General features: G+C 63.1%; 11 protein-coding genes and 2 tRNA genes. 2 read left to right on the forward strand and 11 right to left on the reverse strand.

Translation table 11 applies throughout. The annotated features are described in order from the left end of the window. Positions 1 to 82: 82 nt before the first annotated feature. The 11 genes from B3397_RS16195 to rnr form a co-directional block, all read right to left on the reverse strand. A complete protein-coding gene (locus tag B3397_RS16195) occupies positions 83 to 973 on the reverse strand; it encodes a transglutaminase family protein (RefSeq protein WP_296251931.1) in 891 nt (296 codons plus the stop codon). After that, positions 973 to 3,459, reverse strand: coding sequence for a circularly permuted type 2 ATP-grasp protein (locus B3397_RS16200; protein WP_296251933.1), 2,487 nt, complete (start codon positions 3,457 to 3,459; stop codon positions 973 to 975). The genes B3397_RS16195 and B3397_RS16200 overlap by 1 nt, the downstream gene beginning before the upstream one ends. A gap of 87 nt (positions 3,460 to 3,546) precedes the next feature. Then, positions 3,547 to 6,831, reverse strand: a complete 3,285-nt coding sequence (locus B3397_RS16205; protein ID WP_296251934.1) for a DUF2126 domain-containing protein — start codon at positions 6,829 to 6,831, stop codon at positions 3,547 to 3,549. 372 nt (positions 6,832 to 7,203) lie between these two features. After that, positions 7,204 to 9,507: a YgiQ family radical SAM protein gene (locus B3397_RS16210; RefSeq protein ID WP_296251936.1), complete on the reverse strand. Its 2,304-nt coding sequence runs from the start codon at positions 9,505 to 9,507 to the stop codon at positions 7,204 to 7,206. A gap of 195 nt (positions 9,508 to 9,702) precedes the next feature. Further along, positions 9,703 to 11,100, reverse strand: a complete 1,398-nt coding sequence (gene dnaB, locus B3397_RS16215; protein ID WP_296251938.1) for a replicative DNA helicase — start codon at positions 11,098 to 11,100, stop codon at positions 9,703 to 9,705. 115 nt (positions 11,101 to 11,215) lie between these two features. Next, complete coding sequence (gene rplI / locus B3397_RS16220) at positions 11,216 to 11,662, reverse strand: 50S ribosomal protein L9 (RefSeq protein ID WP_043191123.1); 447 nt, start codon at positions 11,660 to 11,662, stop codon at positions 11,216 to 11,218. 21 nt (positions 11,663 to 11,683) lie between these two features. After that, positions 11,684 to 12,580, reverse strand: coding sequence for a hypothetical protein (locus B3397_RS16225; RefSeq protein ID WP_296251940.1), 897 nt, complete (start codon positions 12,578 to 12,580; stop codon positions 11,684 to 11,686). Between the two features lie 38 nt (positions 12,581 to 12,618). Then, positions 12,619 to 12,849, reverse strand: a complete 231-nt coding sequence (gene rpsR / locus B3397_RS16230; RefSeq protein ID WP_008368574.1) for a 30S ribosomal protein S18 — start codon at positions 12,847 to 12,849, stop codon at positions 12,619 to 12,621. A gap of 28 nt (positions 12,850 to 12,877) precedes the next feature. Beyond that, entirely contained in the window at positions 12,878 to 13,303 is a 426-nt protein-coding gene (rpsF, locus tag B3397_RS16235) for a 30S ribosomal protein S6 (RefSeq protein ID WP_003439045.1), read from the reverse strand. Positions 13,304 to 13,621: 318 nt separating this feature from the next. Beyond that, positions 13,622 to 14,383 (reverse strand): 23S rRNA (guanosine(2251)-2'-O)-methyltransferase RlmB, encoded by a 762-nt coding sequence (rlmB, locus tag B3397_RS16240; RefSeq protein WP_296251961.1) that lies wholly within the window; start codon positions 14,381 to 14,383, stop codon positions 13,622 to 13,624. Then, on the reverse strand, positions 14,380 to 17,013 hold the full coding sequence (gene rnr, locus B3397_RS16245) for a ribonuclease R (RefSeq protein WP_296251962.1): 2,634 nt from the start codon (positions 17,011 to 17,013) through the stop codon (positions 14,380 to 14,382). Before rnr ends, rlmB begins: the two co-directional genes overlap by 4 nt. A gap of 226 nt (positions 17,014 to 17,239) precedes the next feature. On the opposite strand from rnr, the gene B3397_RS16250 reads away from it, so the two are divergent. Continuing rightward, positions 17,240 to 17,326 (forward strand) — tRNA-Leu (locus B3397_RS16250). A gap of 175 nt (positions 17,327 to 17,501) precedes the next feature. Further along, positions 17,502 to 17,588 (forward strand) — tRNA-Leu (locus B3397_RS16255). Positions 17,589 to 17,759: the final 171 nt, after the last annotated feature.

Genomic DNA, 17,759 nt, shown 5'->3' on the forward strand with positions numbered 1-17,759 from the left:
AGGCACGATCATTACACGCCCTGTACATTGTATACAATAAGAGGTGCCGATTAATTACACTTTAGCCGCCAGCACCTCGGCCTCACGCCAAGGGCAGTACCGTCACCTGCACCTCGGGATCATGATTGCCGCCGCCCAGAATCACCCCCCGCAGCGGCGATACATCGGAGAAATCCCGCCCCCAGGCCAGGGTGATGTGCTCAAGCCCGGGCTGAACGTTGTTGGTCGGGTCGAAATCGACCCAGCCCAAGGCCGGACAAAATACCGAGACCCAGGCATGGGAGGCATCGGCGCCGATCAGTCGCGGCTGGCCGGGCGGCGGCTGGGTAAGCAGGTAGCCGCTGACGTAGCGCGCCGCTACGCCCCGCGAACGCAGGCAGGCGAGCATCAAGTGGGCGAAGTCCTGGCACACGCCGCGGCGATTCTCCAGCACCTCTACCAGGGGTGTTGCCACTTGGGTGGCTTCGGCGTCGAAGGTGAACTCTTCGTAGATTTTCTCCATCAGCGCCTGTGCCCCAACCAACAAAGGTACGCCTGCCGGGAAGCAGCTCTGGGAAAACGCCACGAAGCTTTTCTTCACGCGCACGTAGGGTGACTCGAATCGATAGCGACAGGCTTCGAGCATGTCCGGGGCCAGCGCGGTGCCTGAATAACACAAGGCGCTGCGGGTCGATTCCCAGGCCGGTGACAGGCTGAAATCCAGGCTCGGACGTGGCAACACTTCAACGTGCAGCCGCGCGCCGACCTTGAGCTCGTCGTGAGGTCGCTCGAACGCCAGCCGCGTCAGCGGGTTGCCGAACACATCCAATCCATCCGCGCGGCTGGACGGTTCGGGGCTGATCTCCAGCACCTGCTCATGGCACACCTGCCAGGCGCAGGGCCGCGGCCACAGGTGCGCAAGTTGCTTGGCCAGCGACACCGGGCTGTCGTAGCGGTAATGGGTGTCGTGAAGTATCTGGTAATGAGCGCTCATCAGACGGACACCGTCTGCTGGCTGACATCGTCGACATGGGCAAAGTGGCGCAGCGCCAGGCGGTCGGAAACGTGGCTGCTGGCACTGGCGATTTCTCGCAACAGGCTGCTCAGCCCTTCGAGCACGGCCCGCACGCTGCCCTCACCGAACAGCGAGTTTTCCAGGGTGCCGAGGTCGAAGTACGCCAGACGCTCGATCAGCGGCGCCAGGGCGCGCTCGCGCGGCACATCGAATTCGTCGTTCAGGCGGCGCAAGGCGCGCGCCACCAGCTTGAGCTGGAACACCACGGCGTGTGGGTTCTGCGCATCGAGCAGCAACAGGTCCAGTACCGGTATCAGTTGTGGCACTGCCAGATAACGGGAACGGTAGGTGATACTGCTGTTGCCCAACTCCAGCAACCATTCAAGGCCTGCCTGATCCTCTACCGCTGCGGTGCCGAGAAAAGCCGCCAGGCTGGTACTGAGAAATTGCAGACGCTCGATGCGCCGGCCGATCATCAGAAAGCGCCAGCCCTCGTCGCGGGTCATGTCGTCCAGCGCAAAGCCGGACAACGCCGCCAAGTTCATGACCAGACGGTTGAGGAAATCCAGCAGTTCGCCGAAGTCCGGGGTCTCGGTCTCCAGGGCCAACGCTTCGCGCTGCAATTCCACCAGGGCCTGCCAGTTTTCTCGCGACAGCTTGCCGCGTACCTGCGAGGCGGCCCATTGCAGCCGTTGCAGATTGGCGCGCAGGCTGAACGCCCAGTCATCCCCCAGCAGGGCAGCCAGCAGACGCTCGCGCAGGGTGCCCTCTTCCGGCAACAGATGCAGACTTTCGGCCAGGTCCACGGCGGCCTGCAACGCCTGGGCGTCATCGCCATCGATATAGCGCACCAGGATGATCCGCAACAGGCGCGCGCTGTCGTCGCAACGCTCGCAGTAGCGACCGAACCAGAACAGGTTCTCCACCACCCGCGATGGCAGGTAAGGGTCGACGCGTACCAGATCATGGACCCCGATGGTGCGCTGCGCCCGCCACTGCTCGCCCATCGGCGCGCGTTCACCCAGTATCCAGGTGTCCTTGCTGGCGCCGCCGCGCTGCATCGACACCACCTCGGCATCGGCATCGGCCGCTACCCGTGTCAGGGCCCCGGGCAGCACCCGGTAGTCGTCCGCGCCGGCCACTGCGAATACGCGCATGCCAATGGCCCGCGACTGCAGCTGGCTGCTGTCGGCTTGCCAGACGGGTGCCTGGGACAGCTGCGCCATCTCTTGGGCGACGTAGGCATAGGGGCGCGCCTGCAAGCGCTCCGCCAGGACCTGGCGCTGAGCAGTGTCGAGGTCGCGACCAAACACCGGCTCGAAGCTCTGGGAAGGAAAGGCCGGCTTGATCAGCAATTCGCCGAGCTTTTCCAGCGCCTGGGCCAACACCGGCGGCTCGCCGCACCACCAAGTGGCAATGGACGGCAGAATCAGCTCCTCACCGAACAGGTGCTGGTTGATCCTGGGCAGGAAGCCCAGCAGCCCCGGTGATTCCAGCACACCGCTGCCCAAGGCGTTGGCCACCAACACGTTACCCTGGCGCACTGCCTGAAGCAGACCGGGCACGCCCAGCGCCGAATCGGTGCGCAACTCCAAAGGGTCGCAGAAGTCGTCGTCCAGGCGACGCATGATCGCGTGAACACGGCGCAGGCCGCTCAAGGTCTTGAGGTACACCGTGGCATCGCGCACCGTCAGGTCACTGCCTTCCACCAACGGGTAGCCCAGCTGACGCGCCAGGTACAGATGCTCGAAATAGCTCTCGTTGAAGCGCCCAGGGGTCAGCAGTACCACCAGCGGCGTTTCATTGCCGTTGGGTGCCAGGCGCGCCATGGTGTCCTGCAGGGTGCGGAAGAAGCCGGCCAGGTGCTCGACCTTGAGGTCGCGGTACAGGTCCGGGAAGGCCCGCGACAGCGTCATGCGGTTTTCCAGGGCATAGCCGGCCCCCGAGGGTGCCTGCGCCCGGTCGGCGGTTATCCACCAGCGGCCATCCGGCGTGCGCGCAAGGTCGGCTGCGTACAGGTGCAGAAAGGTGCCTTCAGGCGGCAGCATGCCTTGGCATGGCCACAGATAATTGTTGTGGCCGAACACCAGCTCGGCCGGCAGCAACCCGTCGGCAATCAGCTTCTGCGGCCCGTAGATATCAGCCAGCACGGCATTGAGCAGGCGCGCGCGCTGGGCGATGCCGGCCGACACCGTACGCCATTCGTCCGCGGGGATGATGTTGGGCAGCAGGTCCAGCTCCCACGGGCGGTCGGCCCCCTTGGGGTCGGCGTAGACGTTATAGGTCACGCCGTTTTCCTGAATCTGCCGGGTCAGCAAGGCCTGGCGCTGAGCCAGCGAGCCCGGCGTGCTGCGTTGCAACTGCTCGAACAACCGCCGCCAGTGAGGCCGCACCGCGCCACCGGGCTCGAGCATTTCGTGATAGGTACCCTGGGACAGCGGGTATCGGTCAAGCAGGTCTGGCATGAAGAAGCTCGGCGGCGGCGTTGAAGTGGGTGATTATCGCAGCCTGCATGACGCACGGATACGGCCCGTACGTCACACCCGGCCCCGTCAGGTTCGGCGCATGTCCAGGGTCATCGGCATCTCCCGAGTGATCTTGAGTGCAGGCGTATCCAGGTGGCCCGGGCTGTGACCGATACGGAAGAAACGGGCCAGCCGCCGGCTTTCGGCCTCGTTGGCGTTCACCGGCAAGGTTTCATAGTTGCGTCCGCCCGGATGGGCCACGTGGTACTGACAGCCGCCGAGGGAGCGGTGCATCCAGGTGTCGACCAGGTCAAAGACCAGCGGCGCGTGCACCGGTATGGTCGGTTGCAGGCAGTTGGCCGGTTGCCAGGCGCGAAAGCGCACGCCGGCGACGAACTCGCCCACCTGGCTGGTGGCACTCAGAGGCACAGGGACGCCGTTGACGGTGAGGATATAGCGATCGGACGTCATGCCGTTGAGGCGCACTTGCAGCCGCTCCAACGACGAGTCCACGTAGCGCACCGTACCACCGCCGCCGTTTTCTTCGCCGAGCACATGCCAGGGCTCCAGCGCCTGACGCAACTCCAGGCGGATGCCGTTGACGCTGTAGTCGCCGACTTTCGGGAAGCGAAACTCGGTGTGCGCGTCGAACCAGCTGGCGTCCATCGGATAGCCGGCGCGCTGCAACTCCGTGATGACGTCGGAGAAGTCCTGCTGGAGGAAATGCGGCAGCATGAAGCGGTCGTGCAGCTCGGTACCCCACCGCACCAGCGTGTCCGGGGCATAGGGTTCCTTCCAGAAGCGCGCCACCAGGGTCCGCAGCAACAGCTGCTGAACCAGGCTCATGCGTGCGTTGGGCGGCATTTCGAACGCGCGCAGTTCCAGCAGGCCCAGGCGCCCGGTGGGACCGTCGGGGGAATACAGCTTGTCGATGCAGAACTCGGCGCGGTGGGTGTTGCCGGTGACGTCGATCAGCAGGTTGCGCAGCAGCCGATCCACCAGCCATGGCGCGCACTCGGTACCTACCGGCGGCATCTGGGCGAAGGCGATTTCCAGCTCGTACAGCGAGTCGTTGCGGGCTTCGTCAACCCGTGGCGCCTGCGAGGTCGGACCGATGAACAGGCCGGAAAACAGGTACGACAGCGAGGGGTGGTTATGCCAGTAGCTGATCAGGCTGCGCAGCAGGTCGGGCCGGCGCAGGAACGGCGAGTCGGCCGGCGTGGCGCCCCCCAGTACCAGGTGGTTACCGCCACCGGTGCCGGTATGACGGCCGTCGATCATGAATTTTTCGGTGGTCAGGCGCGTCTGCCGGGCTTGCTCGTAAAGGAACTCGGTGCGTTCGACCAGTTGATCCCAGGTGGCGGAAGGCTGCACGTTGACTTCGATCACGCCAGGATCGGGCGTGACCTTGAAGTTGGCCAGCCGTGGATCGTAGGGCGGCTCGTAGCCTTCGAGCAGTACCGGGCACTGAAGCTCCTGGGCAGTGGCCTCGATGACGCTGACCAGTTCGAGGTATCCCTCGAGCTTCTCCAGCGGCGGCATGAACAGGTACAGCCGACCCTCGCGGGCTTCGGCGCACAGGGCGGTGCGGGTCAACCAGCTGGCCGACTCGTCCAGCTTCGGCGCACGCTCTTCTTCCACCGCCGGCGGCTGGCCGGCGATGGACGCCTGCAACGCCGGCACCTCGGGCAGCTCGGGGAACGCCTGGTTGGCGTCGGTGGGGTGCACGTAGGGGTATTCGGCAGCCTTGACCCAGGGTTGTGAAGCCAAGGGCAGGCGGTAGCCCAACGGCGAGTCGCCAGGCACCAAGCGACAATGCTCGTCGCGCAGGTACCAGCGGCCACTCTGCCAGCGATCCCCGGCGGCGGTGCGAGCCAGCGGCAGTACCTGGCCGATGACCCGGTCCAGGCCCTGGGCGAACACCTTGCGCAGGCGCTTGCGCTCCATCTCGTCGTCCAGCCGCGAATCTTCGGCCGTGACGTTGCTGGGCAGGCTGCCTTCGCGCCACAGGTAGTAGAAGTTGTCTTCGTAAGCCGGGAACACGAAGCGCGGCGGCAGCTTCAGGCGTTCGGCCACGCTGGCGAGGAAACGCCCGGCCAGCTCGCCGGTGGCGCCGTAGTCCTGGCTTTCGTCGGCGATCAACGCATCGTTTAGCCAGATCGGCTGGCCGTCCACCCGCCAGTAACAGTTCAGCGACCAACGCGGCAGTTGCTCGCCGGGATACCACTTGCCCTGGCCGAAATGCACCAGGCCTTTGGCCGCGTATTGCGTGCGCATGCGCTGATACAACTCGGTGGACAGCACGCGCTTGGTCGGCCCCAGGGCGGCGGTGTTCCACTCTTCGCCGTCCGGGTCGTCGATGGCGACGAAGGTCGGCTCACCGCCCATGGTCAGGCGGACGTCGCCTTGTTGCAGTTCCGCGTCGACCTGCCGGCCCAATGCGAGCACGTCGGCCCATTGTTCTTCGGTGTACGGCTGGGTGACCCGCGGGGCCTCCCAGACGCGTTCCACCGACATCTCGTGGGAGAACTGGCACTCGCACGGCTCGACCAACCCGGTGATCGGTGCGGCTGAGGACGGCTCGGGGCTGCAGGCCAGCGGGATGTGGCCTTCGCCAGCGAACAGGCCCGAGGTGGCATCCAGGCCGACCCAGCCGGCACCGGGCAGGTAAACCTCGCACCAGGCGTGCAGGTCGGTGAAGTCCACGTCCGTGCCCGAGGGCCCGTCCAGCGCCTTGACGTCGGCGGTCAGCTGAATGAGATAGCCGGAAACGAAGCGCGCGGCGACGCCCAGGTGGCGCATCAACTGCACCAGCAACCAGGCCGAGTCGCGGCACGAGCCGGCGGCGCTGTCCAGGGTGTGCTCGGGGGTTTGCACGCCCGGCTCCATGCGGATCAGGTAGCGGATGTCCTGGTTGAGCTTCTGGTTGAGATTGACCAGAAAGTCGATGCTGGGAATCGGGGTGCGGTCGATGCTGTCCAGATACGCCTTGAACTTGGGGGTCAGTTCGAGGGTTTCCAGGTAGGGCGCGAGTTCGTGCTTTTCGTCCTTGGTGTAGGCGAAAGGGATCTTCTCCGCATGGGATTCGAGGAAGAAGTCGAACGGGTTGAACACCGCCATCTCGGCGACCAGGTCGACTTCGATGCGCAGTTCGGTGGTTTTCTCCGGGAACACCAGGCGGGCCAGGTAGTTGCCCTGGGGGTCTTGCTGCCAATTGATGAAATGCTGCTCGGGCAGCACTTTCAGCGCGTAGGACAGCACCCGCGTACGGCTGTGGGGCGCAGGGCGCAGACGGACGATCTGCGGGCCCAGTTCGATGGCGCGGTCGTAGCGGTAATGCGTGACGTGGTGCAATGCGACATGTATCGACACGGCGTGCCTCCTGCGAGCCTGGAAGGTAGGGGAACAGCGCAAGACTTATGCCATATGCACATTGCGCAGCCGTTCCACGCTTGCTCAGTCAAGCACAGCACCAAAAACGCGCCACGCCAGATCAGCAGTGGCAGCGTCGCACAGAAAGGGCGCAGGTGTAATAACAGCACACACAAATAATGTAGCAGCGGCGTAAGCCGCGTCAGCCCCACCCCTCACCCCCCAGACACACCGCGCCGCCCCCATCGCGGGTAGAACCCGCTCCCACAGAAGATAGGGGGGGGCTGCAGCTCTGGTCTGGACAGGCAGGACCCTTGTGGGAGCGGGTTCTACCCGCGATGGCGGCGGTCCTGCCGATAGCAGCCCGAAGGCCTAGCGCGGGAGGACCGGCTGACGCGTAGGCTTCTTCTTGCCCTTGGCCGGTTTGGCAGCCTGCTGACGGTCCTTGGCGGCCTGCTTGTTGCGGGCGTCGGCCGCGGCCTTGGCCTGCTCGCGCTTGTCCCAAGGCTTGGAACCATCACTGCCCCGCGGCGGCAGACCGGTGTGCTGGGTCAGGATGCGGGTTTCCTTGGCCACCTTGTGGCTGCCTGCCGGGGTGGAGTTCTTGCGTCGCGCGCTCTGATAGGTATCGGTAGCCGGCTGATGCAACGGGATCAACTGGTGCTTGCCCGGCCCGATCAGATCGGCACGGCCCATGCGCTCCAGGGCCTCGCGCAGCATCGGCCAGCCCTTGGGATCGTGATAGCGCAGGAACGCCTTGTGCAGACGACGCTGCTCCTCGCTCTTGACAATGGTCAGGTTGTCACTCTTGTAGGTGACCTTGCGCAGCGGGTTCTTGCCCGAATGGTACATGGCGGTCGCCGACGCCATTGGCGAAGGGTAGAACGCCTGCACCTGATCAGCGCGGAAGCCATTGCCCTTGAGCCACAGCGCCAGGTTCATCATGTCCTCATCGGTAGTGCCCGGGTGGGCCGCGATGAAGTACGGGATCAGATACTGCTCCTTGCCAGCCTCTTTCGAGAACTTCTCGAACATGCGCTTGAACCGATCGTAGGAGCCGATACCCGGCTTCATCATCTGGTTCAACGGGCCTTCTTCGGTATGCTCCGGAGCGATTTTCAGGTAGCCACCCACATGGTGCGTGACCAGTTCCTTCACATACTCCGGCGACTCCACCGCTAGGTCATAGCGCAGACCCGAGGCGATGAGGATCTTCTTCACCCCAGGCAAGGCCCGAGCGCTGCGGTACAGCTGGATCAGCGAGGAGTGATCGGTGTTCAGGTTCGGGCAGATGCCAGGGAACACGCACGATGGCTTGCGGCACGCGGACTCGATTTCCGGGCTCTTGCAAGCGATGCGGTACATGTTCGCGGTGGGGCCGCCGAGGTCGGAAATCACCCCGGTGAAACCTGGGACCTTGTCACGGATCTCTTCGATCTCGCGGATGATCGACTCTTCGGAACGGTTCTGAATGATTCGACCTTCGTGCTCGGTGATCGAGCAGAAGGTGCAGCCGCCAAAGCAGCCACGCATGATGTTCACCGAGAAACGGATCATGTCGTAGGCCGGGATCTTCTCCTTGCCGTACGCCGGGTGCGGGACCCGGGCGTAGGGCATGCCGAACACGTAGTCCATTTCCTCGGTAGTCATGGGAATGGGCGGCGGGTTGAACCACACGTCCACTTCACCATGCTTCTGCACCAGGGCGCGGGCGTTGCCGGGGTTGGTCTCCAGGTGCAGCACGCGGTTGGCGTGCGCATAGAGCACGGCGTCGCCGCGGACCTTCTCGAAGGACGGCAGGCGGATGACGGTCTTGTCCCGCGTCATGCGCGGGCTGGCCAGGATCTGCACGACCTTGGCTTCGTTCGGGTCTTCGACGTTGCCCTTTTCCTGCTCGATGGCGCAGGCCTGGGTGTCTTGGGTATTCACGTACGGATTGATGATCTTGTCGACCTTGCCCGGACGGTCGATGCGGGTCGAGTCGACCTCGTACCAATCCTTCGGCGTGTCGCGGCGAATGAACGCGGTGCCGCGGATGTCGGTGATGTCTTCGATCTTCTGGCCATAGGACAGGCGCTGGGCCACCTCGACGATCGCCCGCTCGGCGTTGCCGTACAGCAGGATATCGGCGCAGGCGTCGATCAGGATCGAATGGCGGACCTTGTCCTGCCAGTAGTCGTAGTGCGCGATGCGGCGCAACGACGCCTCGATGCCGCCGAGCACGATCGGCACATGCTTGTACGCTTCCTTGCAGCGCTGGCTGTACACCAGGCTGGCGCGATCGGGCCGCGAACCGGCCAGACCGCCCGGCGTGTAGGCGTCATCGGAGCGGACTTTCTTGTCGGCGGTGTAACGGTTGATCATCGAGTCCATGTTGCCGGCCGCGACACCGAAGAACAGGTTCGGCTCGCCGAGCTTCATGAAGTCGTCTTTGGACTGCCAGTTTGGCTGAGCAATGATGCCCACGCGAAAGCCCTGGGCTTCCAGCAGCCGGCCGATGATGGCCATGCCGAACGACGGGTGGTCGACATAGGCATCACCGGTGACGATGATGATGTCGCAGGAATCCCAGCCAAGCTGATCCATCTCCGCCCTGCTCATGGGCAGGAAAGGCGCTGGGCCGAAGCATTCGGCCCAGTATTTGGGATAGTCAAAAAGCGGCTTGGCTGCTTGCATGTCGATGACCGTATGAAAAATCGCGGGCGCGGAATATAGCACAAAAAATAACCAATTCCGATGGGTACCAGCGGAAATTGGTGGCAAATTCATCGCGGGCAGAACCCGCTACTACAAGGCGTTGCGTGGGAAGCGCGGCGCCGCGATCTCTGTGAGAGCGGGCACTGCCGGCGATGGGGCCGGACCCGCGGATCGCTACTCGTCGTCGTCGAAGTTGTAGCTGCCCGGCGCCAGGTTTTCGAAGCGGGTGTACTTGCCGATGAAGGCCAGGCGAATGAAACCGATCGGACCGTTACGCTGCTTGCCGATGATGATCTCGGCGATGCCCTTGTGCTCGGTCTCGGGGTGGTACACCTCGTCCCGGTACACGAACATGATCACGTCGGCATCCTGCTCGATCGCTCCGGATTCCCGCAAGTCGGAGTTCACCGGACGCTTGTTCGGACGCTGCTCCAGGGATCGGTTGAGCTGGGAAAGCGCTACCACGGGGCAGTTGAATTCCTTGGCCAGGGCTTTCAGCGAGCGGGAAATCTCGGAAATCTCGTTGGTGCGGTTATCGCCGCTGGACCCCGGAATCTGCATCAGCTGCAGGTAGTCGATCATGATCAAGCCGATCTCGCCGTGCTCGCGCACCAGGCGACGGGTCCGCGCGCGCATCTCCGACGGGCTGATGCCGGCGGTGTCGTCGATGAACAGCTTGCGGTCATTGAGCAGGTTGACCGCCGAGGTCAGTCGTGGCCAGTCGTCGTCGTCCAGGCGACCGGAACGCACCTTGGTCTGGTCGATACGGCCCAGCGACGAAAGCATCCGCATGACCAGCGAATCACCTGGCATCTCCAGCGAGTACACCAGCACCGCCTTCTCGCTGCGCAACACGGCGTTCTCCACCAGGTTCATGGCGAACGTGGTCTTGCCCATCGAAGGACGCCCGGCGACGATGATCAGGTCGGCCGGCTGCAGACCGCTGGTCTTCTCGTCCAGGTCGGTGTAGCCGGTGGACAGCCCGGTGATGGCGGCGTCGGTATTGAACAGGGTGTCGATGCGGTCGATGGCCTTGGTCAGCAGGTCGTTGACGCTGACCGGCCCGCCCGTCTTGGGCCGCGCCTCGGCGATCTGGAAGATCTGGCGCTCGGCTTCGTCGAGAATTTCGGCGGCGTTTCGCCCCTGCGGATTGAAGGCGCTGTCGGCGATCTCGTTGCTGATGCTGATCAACTGACGCAGCGTTGCCCGCTCGCGCACGATCTGCGCATAGGCCTTGATGTTGGCGACCGACGGCGTGTTCTTCGCCAGTTCGCCAAGGTAACCCAGGCCACCCACCTGGGTCCCCTGCCCTTCCTTGTCCAGTTGCTCATGCAGGGTCACGACGTCGAACGGCGTGTTCTGGTCGGCCAGCTTGGCAATGGCACGGAAGATCAAACGGTGGTCATGACGATAGAAGTCGCCGTCCGAGACTTGATCGAGCACACGCTCCCAGGCGTTGTTGTCCAGCATCAAGCCACCGAGCACGGCCTGTTCGGCCTCGATGGAATGGGGCGGCACCTTGAGGGCAGCGGTTTGCAGATCGTATTGCTCGGGAGCGGATATCTCGTTCATGGCCACTTGGAATTCGGGTTACAAAAAACAGCGTCTTTACAAAGACAAAGGGCACGACCTGTAAACAGGATCGTGCCCGATGTTAAACCGCCCGGCACCCGAGGTGCCAGTCGACTTATGCAGCTACTACGACAACGCGTACGGTAGCTTCAACGTCGCTGTGCAGGTGCACGGCTACGTCGTATTCGCCAACGTTACGGATGGTGCCGTTCGGCAGACGCACTTCAGCTTTGGCCACTTCAACGCCGGAGGCGGTCAGGGCGTCAGCGATGTCGTGGGTGCCGATCGAACCGAACAGCTTGCCTTCGTCGCCAGCGGTGGCAGTGATGGTCACTTCCAGCTCAGCCAGTTGGGCAGCGCGAGTTTCGGCCGAAGCCTTCTTGTCGGCAGCTGCTTTTTCCAGCTCGGCGCGACGCTCTTCGAACGCAGCCAGGTTGGCAGCGGTCGCAGCGGTAGCCTTGCCGAATGGCAGCAGGAAGTTACGACCGTAACCGGCCTTAACATTTACCTTATCGCCCAGGTTGCCCAGGTTGGCGACTTTTTCCAGCAGGATCAGTTCCATTTGGTATAAACCTCTTAACTTTTAACCTTCACCGTTCGCGGAATCGCTATCGGTGCCTTTCGGCCCGATACGGCCGCGAAAATCAATCAGGCTGTCGACAATGGCCAAAACCACGAGCAACGGATAGATCAGCTGCATGAACAGCACGAGCGTGACGTACATCCCCACAAGCCAGAACTTGCCCAGCTTGCCCTGCTTCACCAGGCCATGCATCAAAGCCAGGCCGGCAAACACCAGCGGTACACTGCACAGCGGCGTCAACATGGCCAATTGAGGACCGAAATTCGGCCCGATCAGCATGCACGCCAGCAGCAACATCGCCGGCCAGAGTGGAATGCGCACAGCGCGAAACTCGCTGCCGAAACCACCAGGGTTGTACAACGCCGCCTGCCAGTAACGCCCCAACATCAGGGCTGCCACGCTGACGACTTGCAACAGGGCCGCTATCAGGCCATTGAGCACCGGTGCAATGAGGCTGCCCAGGTGTGCCCGCTCTTCTACCGACAACTGCTGGTAGAGACCACCGAGCATCTGCGGCAGGCGTTCATTCAACGCCTGCGCCAACGCCTCGATGGGTTCGCGAAACACCACACCCAACAACACTCCGTACACCAGGCCCAGCGCTATGCTGGCCAGCAGCACACGATTCCAGGCCCACCCCGCGCGCAACAGCGCCGCAAGCCCCAGCGCGCCCAGCAACACCATCAAGGTGCGCGGTTCGCCGAAGTACCACCAGGCCAAGGCCGGCAGCAGAGCCCATGCGAGGACGCCAAAGGCGTCACTCATACCGCGCCGCAGGTACACCAGGCTCCCGGCGGCGGCACTCAACCAGAACAACAGCGGCAATGCCGCACATCCGACCACAACCAGGGTGGCCTGCACGCGACCGCGCATGATGAAATCAGCCAGGGCACGCATGCGTATCTATCCTTTTACTACGTGTCGACGACCCGGTCTCAGCGGCCGTGGCTGTCGGTGTAGGCCAGCAGGGCCAGGAAGCGGGCGCGCTTGATAGCGACGGCCAGCTGACGCTGATAACGAGCCTTGGTACCGGTGATACGGCTTGGAACGATCTTGCCGGTTTCAGATACGTAGGCTTTCAGAGTGTTGAGATCTTTGTAATCGATCTCCTTCACGTCTTCAGCGGTGAAGCGGCAGAATTTACGACGACGGAAGAAACGTGCCATGTAATAGGCTCCTCAAAAGGTCCGTGGATTACTCGTCAGCGTTATCGCTGGCGTCGCTGTTGTCGCTGTCATCGCCATCGGCGCTGTCAGAGTGCTCAGGACGGTCACGACGCTCACGGCGCTCGCTGCGGTTCTCTTCTGCCTTGAGCATCTCGGACTGACCGGTTACGGCTTCGTCGCGACGGATGACCAGGTTACGGATCACGGCATCGTTGTAGCGGAAGTTGTCTTCCAGCTCGGCCAGGGCCTTGCCGGTGCACTCAACGTTCAGCATCACGTAGTGAGCCTTGTGAACATTGTTGATTGCGTAGGCCAGTTGACGACGGCCCCAGTCTTCCAGACGGTGGATCTTGCCGCCGTCTTCTTCGATCAGCTTGGTGTAACGCTCAACCATGCCGCCGACTTGCTCGCTCTGGTCAGGGTGGACCAGAAAGATGATTTCGTAATGACGCATGAATGCTCCTTACGGGTTGTAGCCTGCCGCCAGAGCGGTCAGACAAGGAGTGAATGACACTGTGTGTCTTGCCGGGCAGATGGGCACGAATGCACCAGCCATCACGGCAAGGGGCGCAATTGTAGAGAAGGGGGTGGGGGGAAGCAAGAGGATTGGTGAATATTTGTACAGCTTGAGGGCGGGGTTGGGCATGGCTGGGGATTCGGGGCGGAGGGGGCCGAAAGCAGATCGCCAATATCCGCCACACCAGCGTACGGCCCCCTCCCCCCCCAGGGAGAGGGCTGGGGTGAGGGGCCCCCGCACCACCGAACTATCGCCTCACCGCGACTTGGGAGCCGCCTTGGCATTGCGCTGACGAACCGCCTCGAACAGACAGATACCAGTAGCCACCGACACGTTCAGGCTGCTCACACTGCCCGCCATCGGCAGCTTCACCAGGTAATCGCAGTGCTCGCGGGTCAGGCGGCGCATGCCCTTGCCCTCGGCACCCATGATCAGGATGGTCGGCCCGGTCATGTCTTGCTGATAGATCTCGTTTTCCGCCTCGCCAGCGGTACCGACCACCCACAAACCGCGCTGCTGCAACTTCTCCAGGGAGCGGGCCAGGTTGGTCACCGCCACCAGGGGAATGACCTCCGCCGCACCGCACGCCACTTTGCGCACAGCAGGGGTCAGGGTGGCGGACTTGTCCTTGGGCACGATCACGGCCAAGGCACCGGCAGCATCGGCGGTGCGCAGGCAGGCACCCAGATTGTGTGGATCGGTGACGCCGTCCAGCACCAGCAACAACGGTGCGCCTTCGGTGCGATCCAGCAGCTCGTCGAGCATGGCCTCGCCCCACACCTGGCTGGGGCTGACTTCAGCCACCACGCCCTGATGCACACCTTCGACCCAGGCATCCAGCTCACGGCGCTCGGCCTGTCCTACGGCCACGCGATTCTGCGTGGCCAACTCGACCAAGGTCTGCACCCGCGGCTCGCTGCGCCCCTCCGACAGCCAGATCTGCTTGACCCGCTTTGGATGGTGACGCAGCAACGCTTCCACGGCATGCACGCCGTAGATTTTTTCCAACTGACTCATGACTTCGCCTTGGGTTTACGGCTACCCGACTTCGACGGGCCCTTGCGGTGCTTGGTGGGCTTGGCGTCGCCGCCGGCAGACGCGGCGCTGTTGCGGCTGCCGCCGGACTTGGCCGGACCGCCCTTGGCCGCGTCGGCCAGCAGCGCCTTCTTCATTTCGCGACTCTTGCGCACTTCGGCATTTTTCGCCGCCGCATCGGAGGCCCGATAGACCTCGTCATTACCACTGGAGCGACTGGCCTTGGCGGGCGCCGAAGCGCGCTTGGGCTCGACCGCTGCCTTGGCAGCCGGTTTTTCCGCTGCCGGCGTGGTGGGGTAGCTTTTCGGCTTGCCCGCGGGCGCATCGGCCTTGCGGTTCTTGCGCCCGATCGGCTGGTTCAGCGTGGCTTCGCCGATGCCGAAATCGATCTTGCGCTCGTCCAGATCGACGCGCATCACCTGCACTTCAACCGTATCGCCAAGGCGGAAGTTACGCCCCGTGCGCTCACCCGCCAAGCGGTGGTGAATCGGATCGAAGTGGTAGTAGTCTCCTGGCAGGGCAGTGACGTGCACCAGACCCTCAACGAAGATATCGGTCAGCTCGACGAACAGGCCGAAACCGGTCACGGCGGTGATCACGCCCGGGAAGGTTTCACCCACGCGGTCCTTCATGAACTCGCACTTGAGCCAGTTCACCACGTCGCGGGTCGCTTCGTCGGCGCGACGCTCGCTCATCGAGCACTCTTCGCCCAGCTGCTCCAACGCCGCTTCGTCGTACGGATAGATACGCGCTTTCGGGATGGTCGGGGCGCCAGCACGCTTGACGTGCGGGGTGTCCTGCTTGGAGTGGATGACGCTGCGGATCGCCCGGTGCGTGAGCAGGTCGGGGTAGCGGCGAATCGGCGAGGTAAAGTGGGTGTACGCCTCGTAGTTCAGGCCGAAGTGACCGTGGTTGTCGGCGCTGTACACCGCCTGGCTCAGGGAGCGCAGCATCACCGTCTGGATCACGTGGAAATCCGGGCGACCGGCAATGGCCTCCAGCAACGCGCGGTAATCCTTGGGCGAGGGGCCATCCTTGCCTTTGTTCAACGACAGGCCCAGCTCACCAAGGAAGGCGCGCAGCTTTTCCAGACGCTCCGGCGGCGGGCCGTCGTGGACGCGGTACAGAGCCGGGATCTCGTGCTTCTTGAGGAACTCGGCGGTGGCCACGTTGGCGGCCAGCATGCATTCTTCGATCAGCTTGTGCGCATCGTTGCGCACGGTCGGCTTGATTTCGGCGATCTTGCGCTCGGAACCGAAGACGATGCGGGTTTCCTGGGTTTCGAAGTCGATCGCGCCGCGCACGTGGCGGGCCGCCAGCAGCACCTTGTACAGCGCATAGAGCTGCTTGAGGTGCGGCACGACGTCGCCGAACTCACCGCGCAAGGCCTTGGCTTCGCTGGTACGCGAATGCTCCAGCAGCGTGCTGACCTTGTTGTAGGTCAGGCGCGCATGGGAGTGAATGACCGCTTCGTAGAAGCTGTAGTCGGTCATTTCGCCGGTCTTGGAGATGGTCATCTCGCAGACCATGGCCAGACGGTCGACCTTGGGGTTCAGGGAGCACAGGCCGTTGGACAGCTGCTCGGGCAGCATCGGGATCACGCGCTCGGGGAAGTACACCGAGTTGCCACGCACCTGGGCTTCGGCGTCCAGCGCCGAACCCAGCTTCACGTAGCTGGACACGTCGGCGATGGCCACATAGAGCGTCCAGCCGCCGTTGAACAGTCGCAGCTTGCTCTTGGGTTCGCAAAACACGGCATCGTCGAAGTCCCGCGCATCTTCACCGTCGATGGTGACGAAAGGCAGGTGGCGCAGGTCGATGCGCTTTTCCTTGTCCTTCTCTTCCACCTGCGGCTTGAGCTTGGCGGCTTCCTTGAGCACGGCTTCAGGCCACACGTGAGGAATGTCATAGGTGCGCAGGGCCACGTCGATTTCCATGCCCGGGGCCATGTAGTTGCCCAGCACTTCGACGATATCGCCCTGAGGCTGGAACCGCGCCGTCGGCCAGTGGGTGATCTTCACGCCCACGAACTGACCGATCTTGGCGGCGCCGTGACGACCCGGGGTGATCAGCACTTCCTGCTGGACCTTGGGGTTGTCCGGGGTCACGAAGCCGATGCCACCTTCTTCGAAATAGCGGCCGATGATGGTTTCGTGGGCACGGGACACCACTTCGACGATCACGCCTTCGCGACGACCGCGGCGGTCGAGGCCGGACACGCGGGCCAGGGCACGGTCGCCATCGAACACCAGGCGCATTTGCGCAGGGCTCATGAACAGGTCGTCGCTGCCGTCATCCGGGATCAGGAAACCGAAACCATCGCGGTGGCCGCTGATGCGGCCGGCGATCAGGTCGAGCTTGTCGACCGGCGCGTAGGTGCCGCGGCGGGTGTAGATCAGTTGCGCATCGCGCTCCATGGCACGCAGGCGGCGGCGCAGGGCCTCCAGCTGGTCCTCGGTGGTCAGGCCGAACTCGTCCACCAGCTGCTCGCGGCTGGCGGGAGAGCCGCGCTCGTCGAGGTGCTTGAGGATCAGCTCACGGCTGGGAATGGGGTTATCATATTTTTCCGCTTCACGAGCGGCCTCGGGATCGAGGGTCTGCCAATCGGCCATTAGAGAGAATTCACCTTGTCTATATAGGCGTTAGTTTGGCATACGCGTATTGAAACGGGAAATTTCAGGCGCTGCCAGCCGGTTTATAGCCCTGCCCCCGGTGTAAAACCAGTGCCGGGATGACCACTTGTGAAAATTAGCGCATATTTTTCACAACGGGGGTTTACAGGTCAAAATGGCCTCCGTATAGTGCGCGCCATCGACGACGCACAGCGTTGAAGATGATGCCCAGATGGTGAAATTGGTAGACACGCCAGCTTCAGGTGCTGGTGACCTTACGGTCGTGGAAGTTCGAGTCTTCTTCTGGGCACCAATTTCTGGCTTGAGATTACAGCAATCTTGAGTCACTCACAAAAACCCGCGCAAGCGGGTTTTTGCGTTTCAGGCCCCTGACATTTCTTGTTTATTAAAATCAAAACAGGGGTTTACAGATCAAAACGGCGGCCGTATAGTGCGCCCCATCAACGGCGAGCAACGCTGCTGATACTGCCCAGATGGTGAAATTGGTAGACACGCCAGCTTCAGGTGCTGGTGACCTTACGGTCGTGGAAGTTCGAGTCTTCTTCTGGGCACCAATTCTTTACAAGAACCCGCGAAAGCGGGTTTTTGCGTTTCTGGGGTTTGGAAATGGGGCGGGGTTGGGGGGTTGCGGTGGATGGTCCCCTCACCCCAGCCCTCTCCCTGAGGGAGAGGGAGCCAATCACCGCCATCCGCAACACCGCGATCCGCTTCTAGCCCCCTCTCCC

The sequence above is a fragment of the Pseudomonas sp. UBA4194 genome (assembly GCF_002379585.1).
Lineage (GTDB): Bacteria > Pseudomonadota > Gammaproteobacteria > Pseudomonadales > Pseudomonadaceae > Aquipseudomonas.

Bases quoted from the DNA above. Each gene is read 5' to 3' on its own strand.
- rpsF (WP_003439045.1), bottom strand. From the start codon at position 13,303: ATGCGTCATTACGAAATCATCTTTCTGGTCCACCCTGACCAGAGCGAG.
- rnr (WP_296251962.1), bottom strand. From the start codon at position 17,013: ATGGCCGATTGGCAGACCCTCGATCCCGAGGCCGCTCGTGAAGCGGAA.
- B3397_RS16195 (WP_296251931.1), bottom strand. From the start codon at position 973: ATGAGCGCTCATTACCAGATACTTCACGACACCCATTACCGCTACGAC.
- dnaB (WP_296251938.1), bottom strand. From the start codon at position 11,100: ATGAACGAGATATCCGCTCCCGAGCAATACGATCTGCAAACCGCTGCC.
- rpsR (WP_008368574.1), bottom strand. From the start codon at position 12,849: ATGGCACGTTTCTTCCGTCGTCGTAAATTCTGCCGCTTCACCGCTGAA.
- rlmB (WP_296251961.1), bottom strand. From the start codon at position 14,383: ATGAGTCAGTTGGAAAAAATCTACGGCGTGCATGCCGTGGAAGCGTTG.
- rplI (WP_043191123.1), bottom strand. From the start codon at position 11,662: ATGGAACTGATCCTGCTGGAAAAAGTCGCCAACCTGGGCAACCTGGGC.
- B3397_RS16210 (WP_296251936.1), bottom strand. From the start codon at position 9,507: ATGCAAGCAGCCAAGCCGCTTTTTGACTATCCCAAATACTGGGCCGAA.
- B3397_RS16200 (WP_296251933.1), bottom strand. From the start codon at position 3,459: ATGCCAGACCTGCTTGACCGATACCCGCTGTCCCAGGGTACCTATCAC.
- B3397_RS16225 (WP_296251940.1), bottom strand. From the start codon at position 12,580: ATGCGTGCCCTGGCTGATTTCATCATGCGCGGTCGCGTGCAGGCCACC.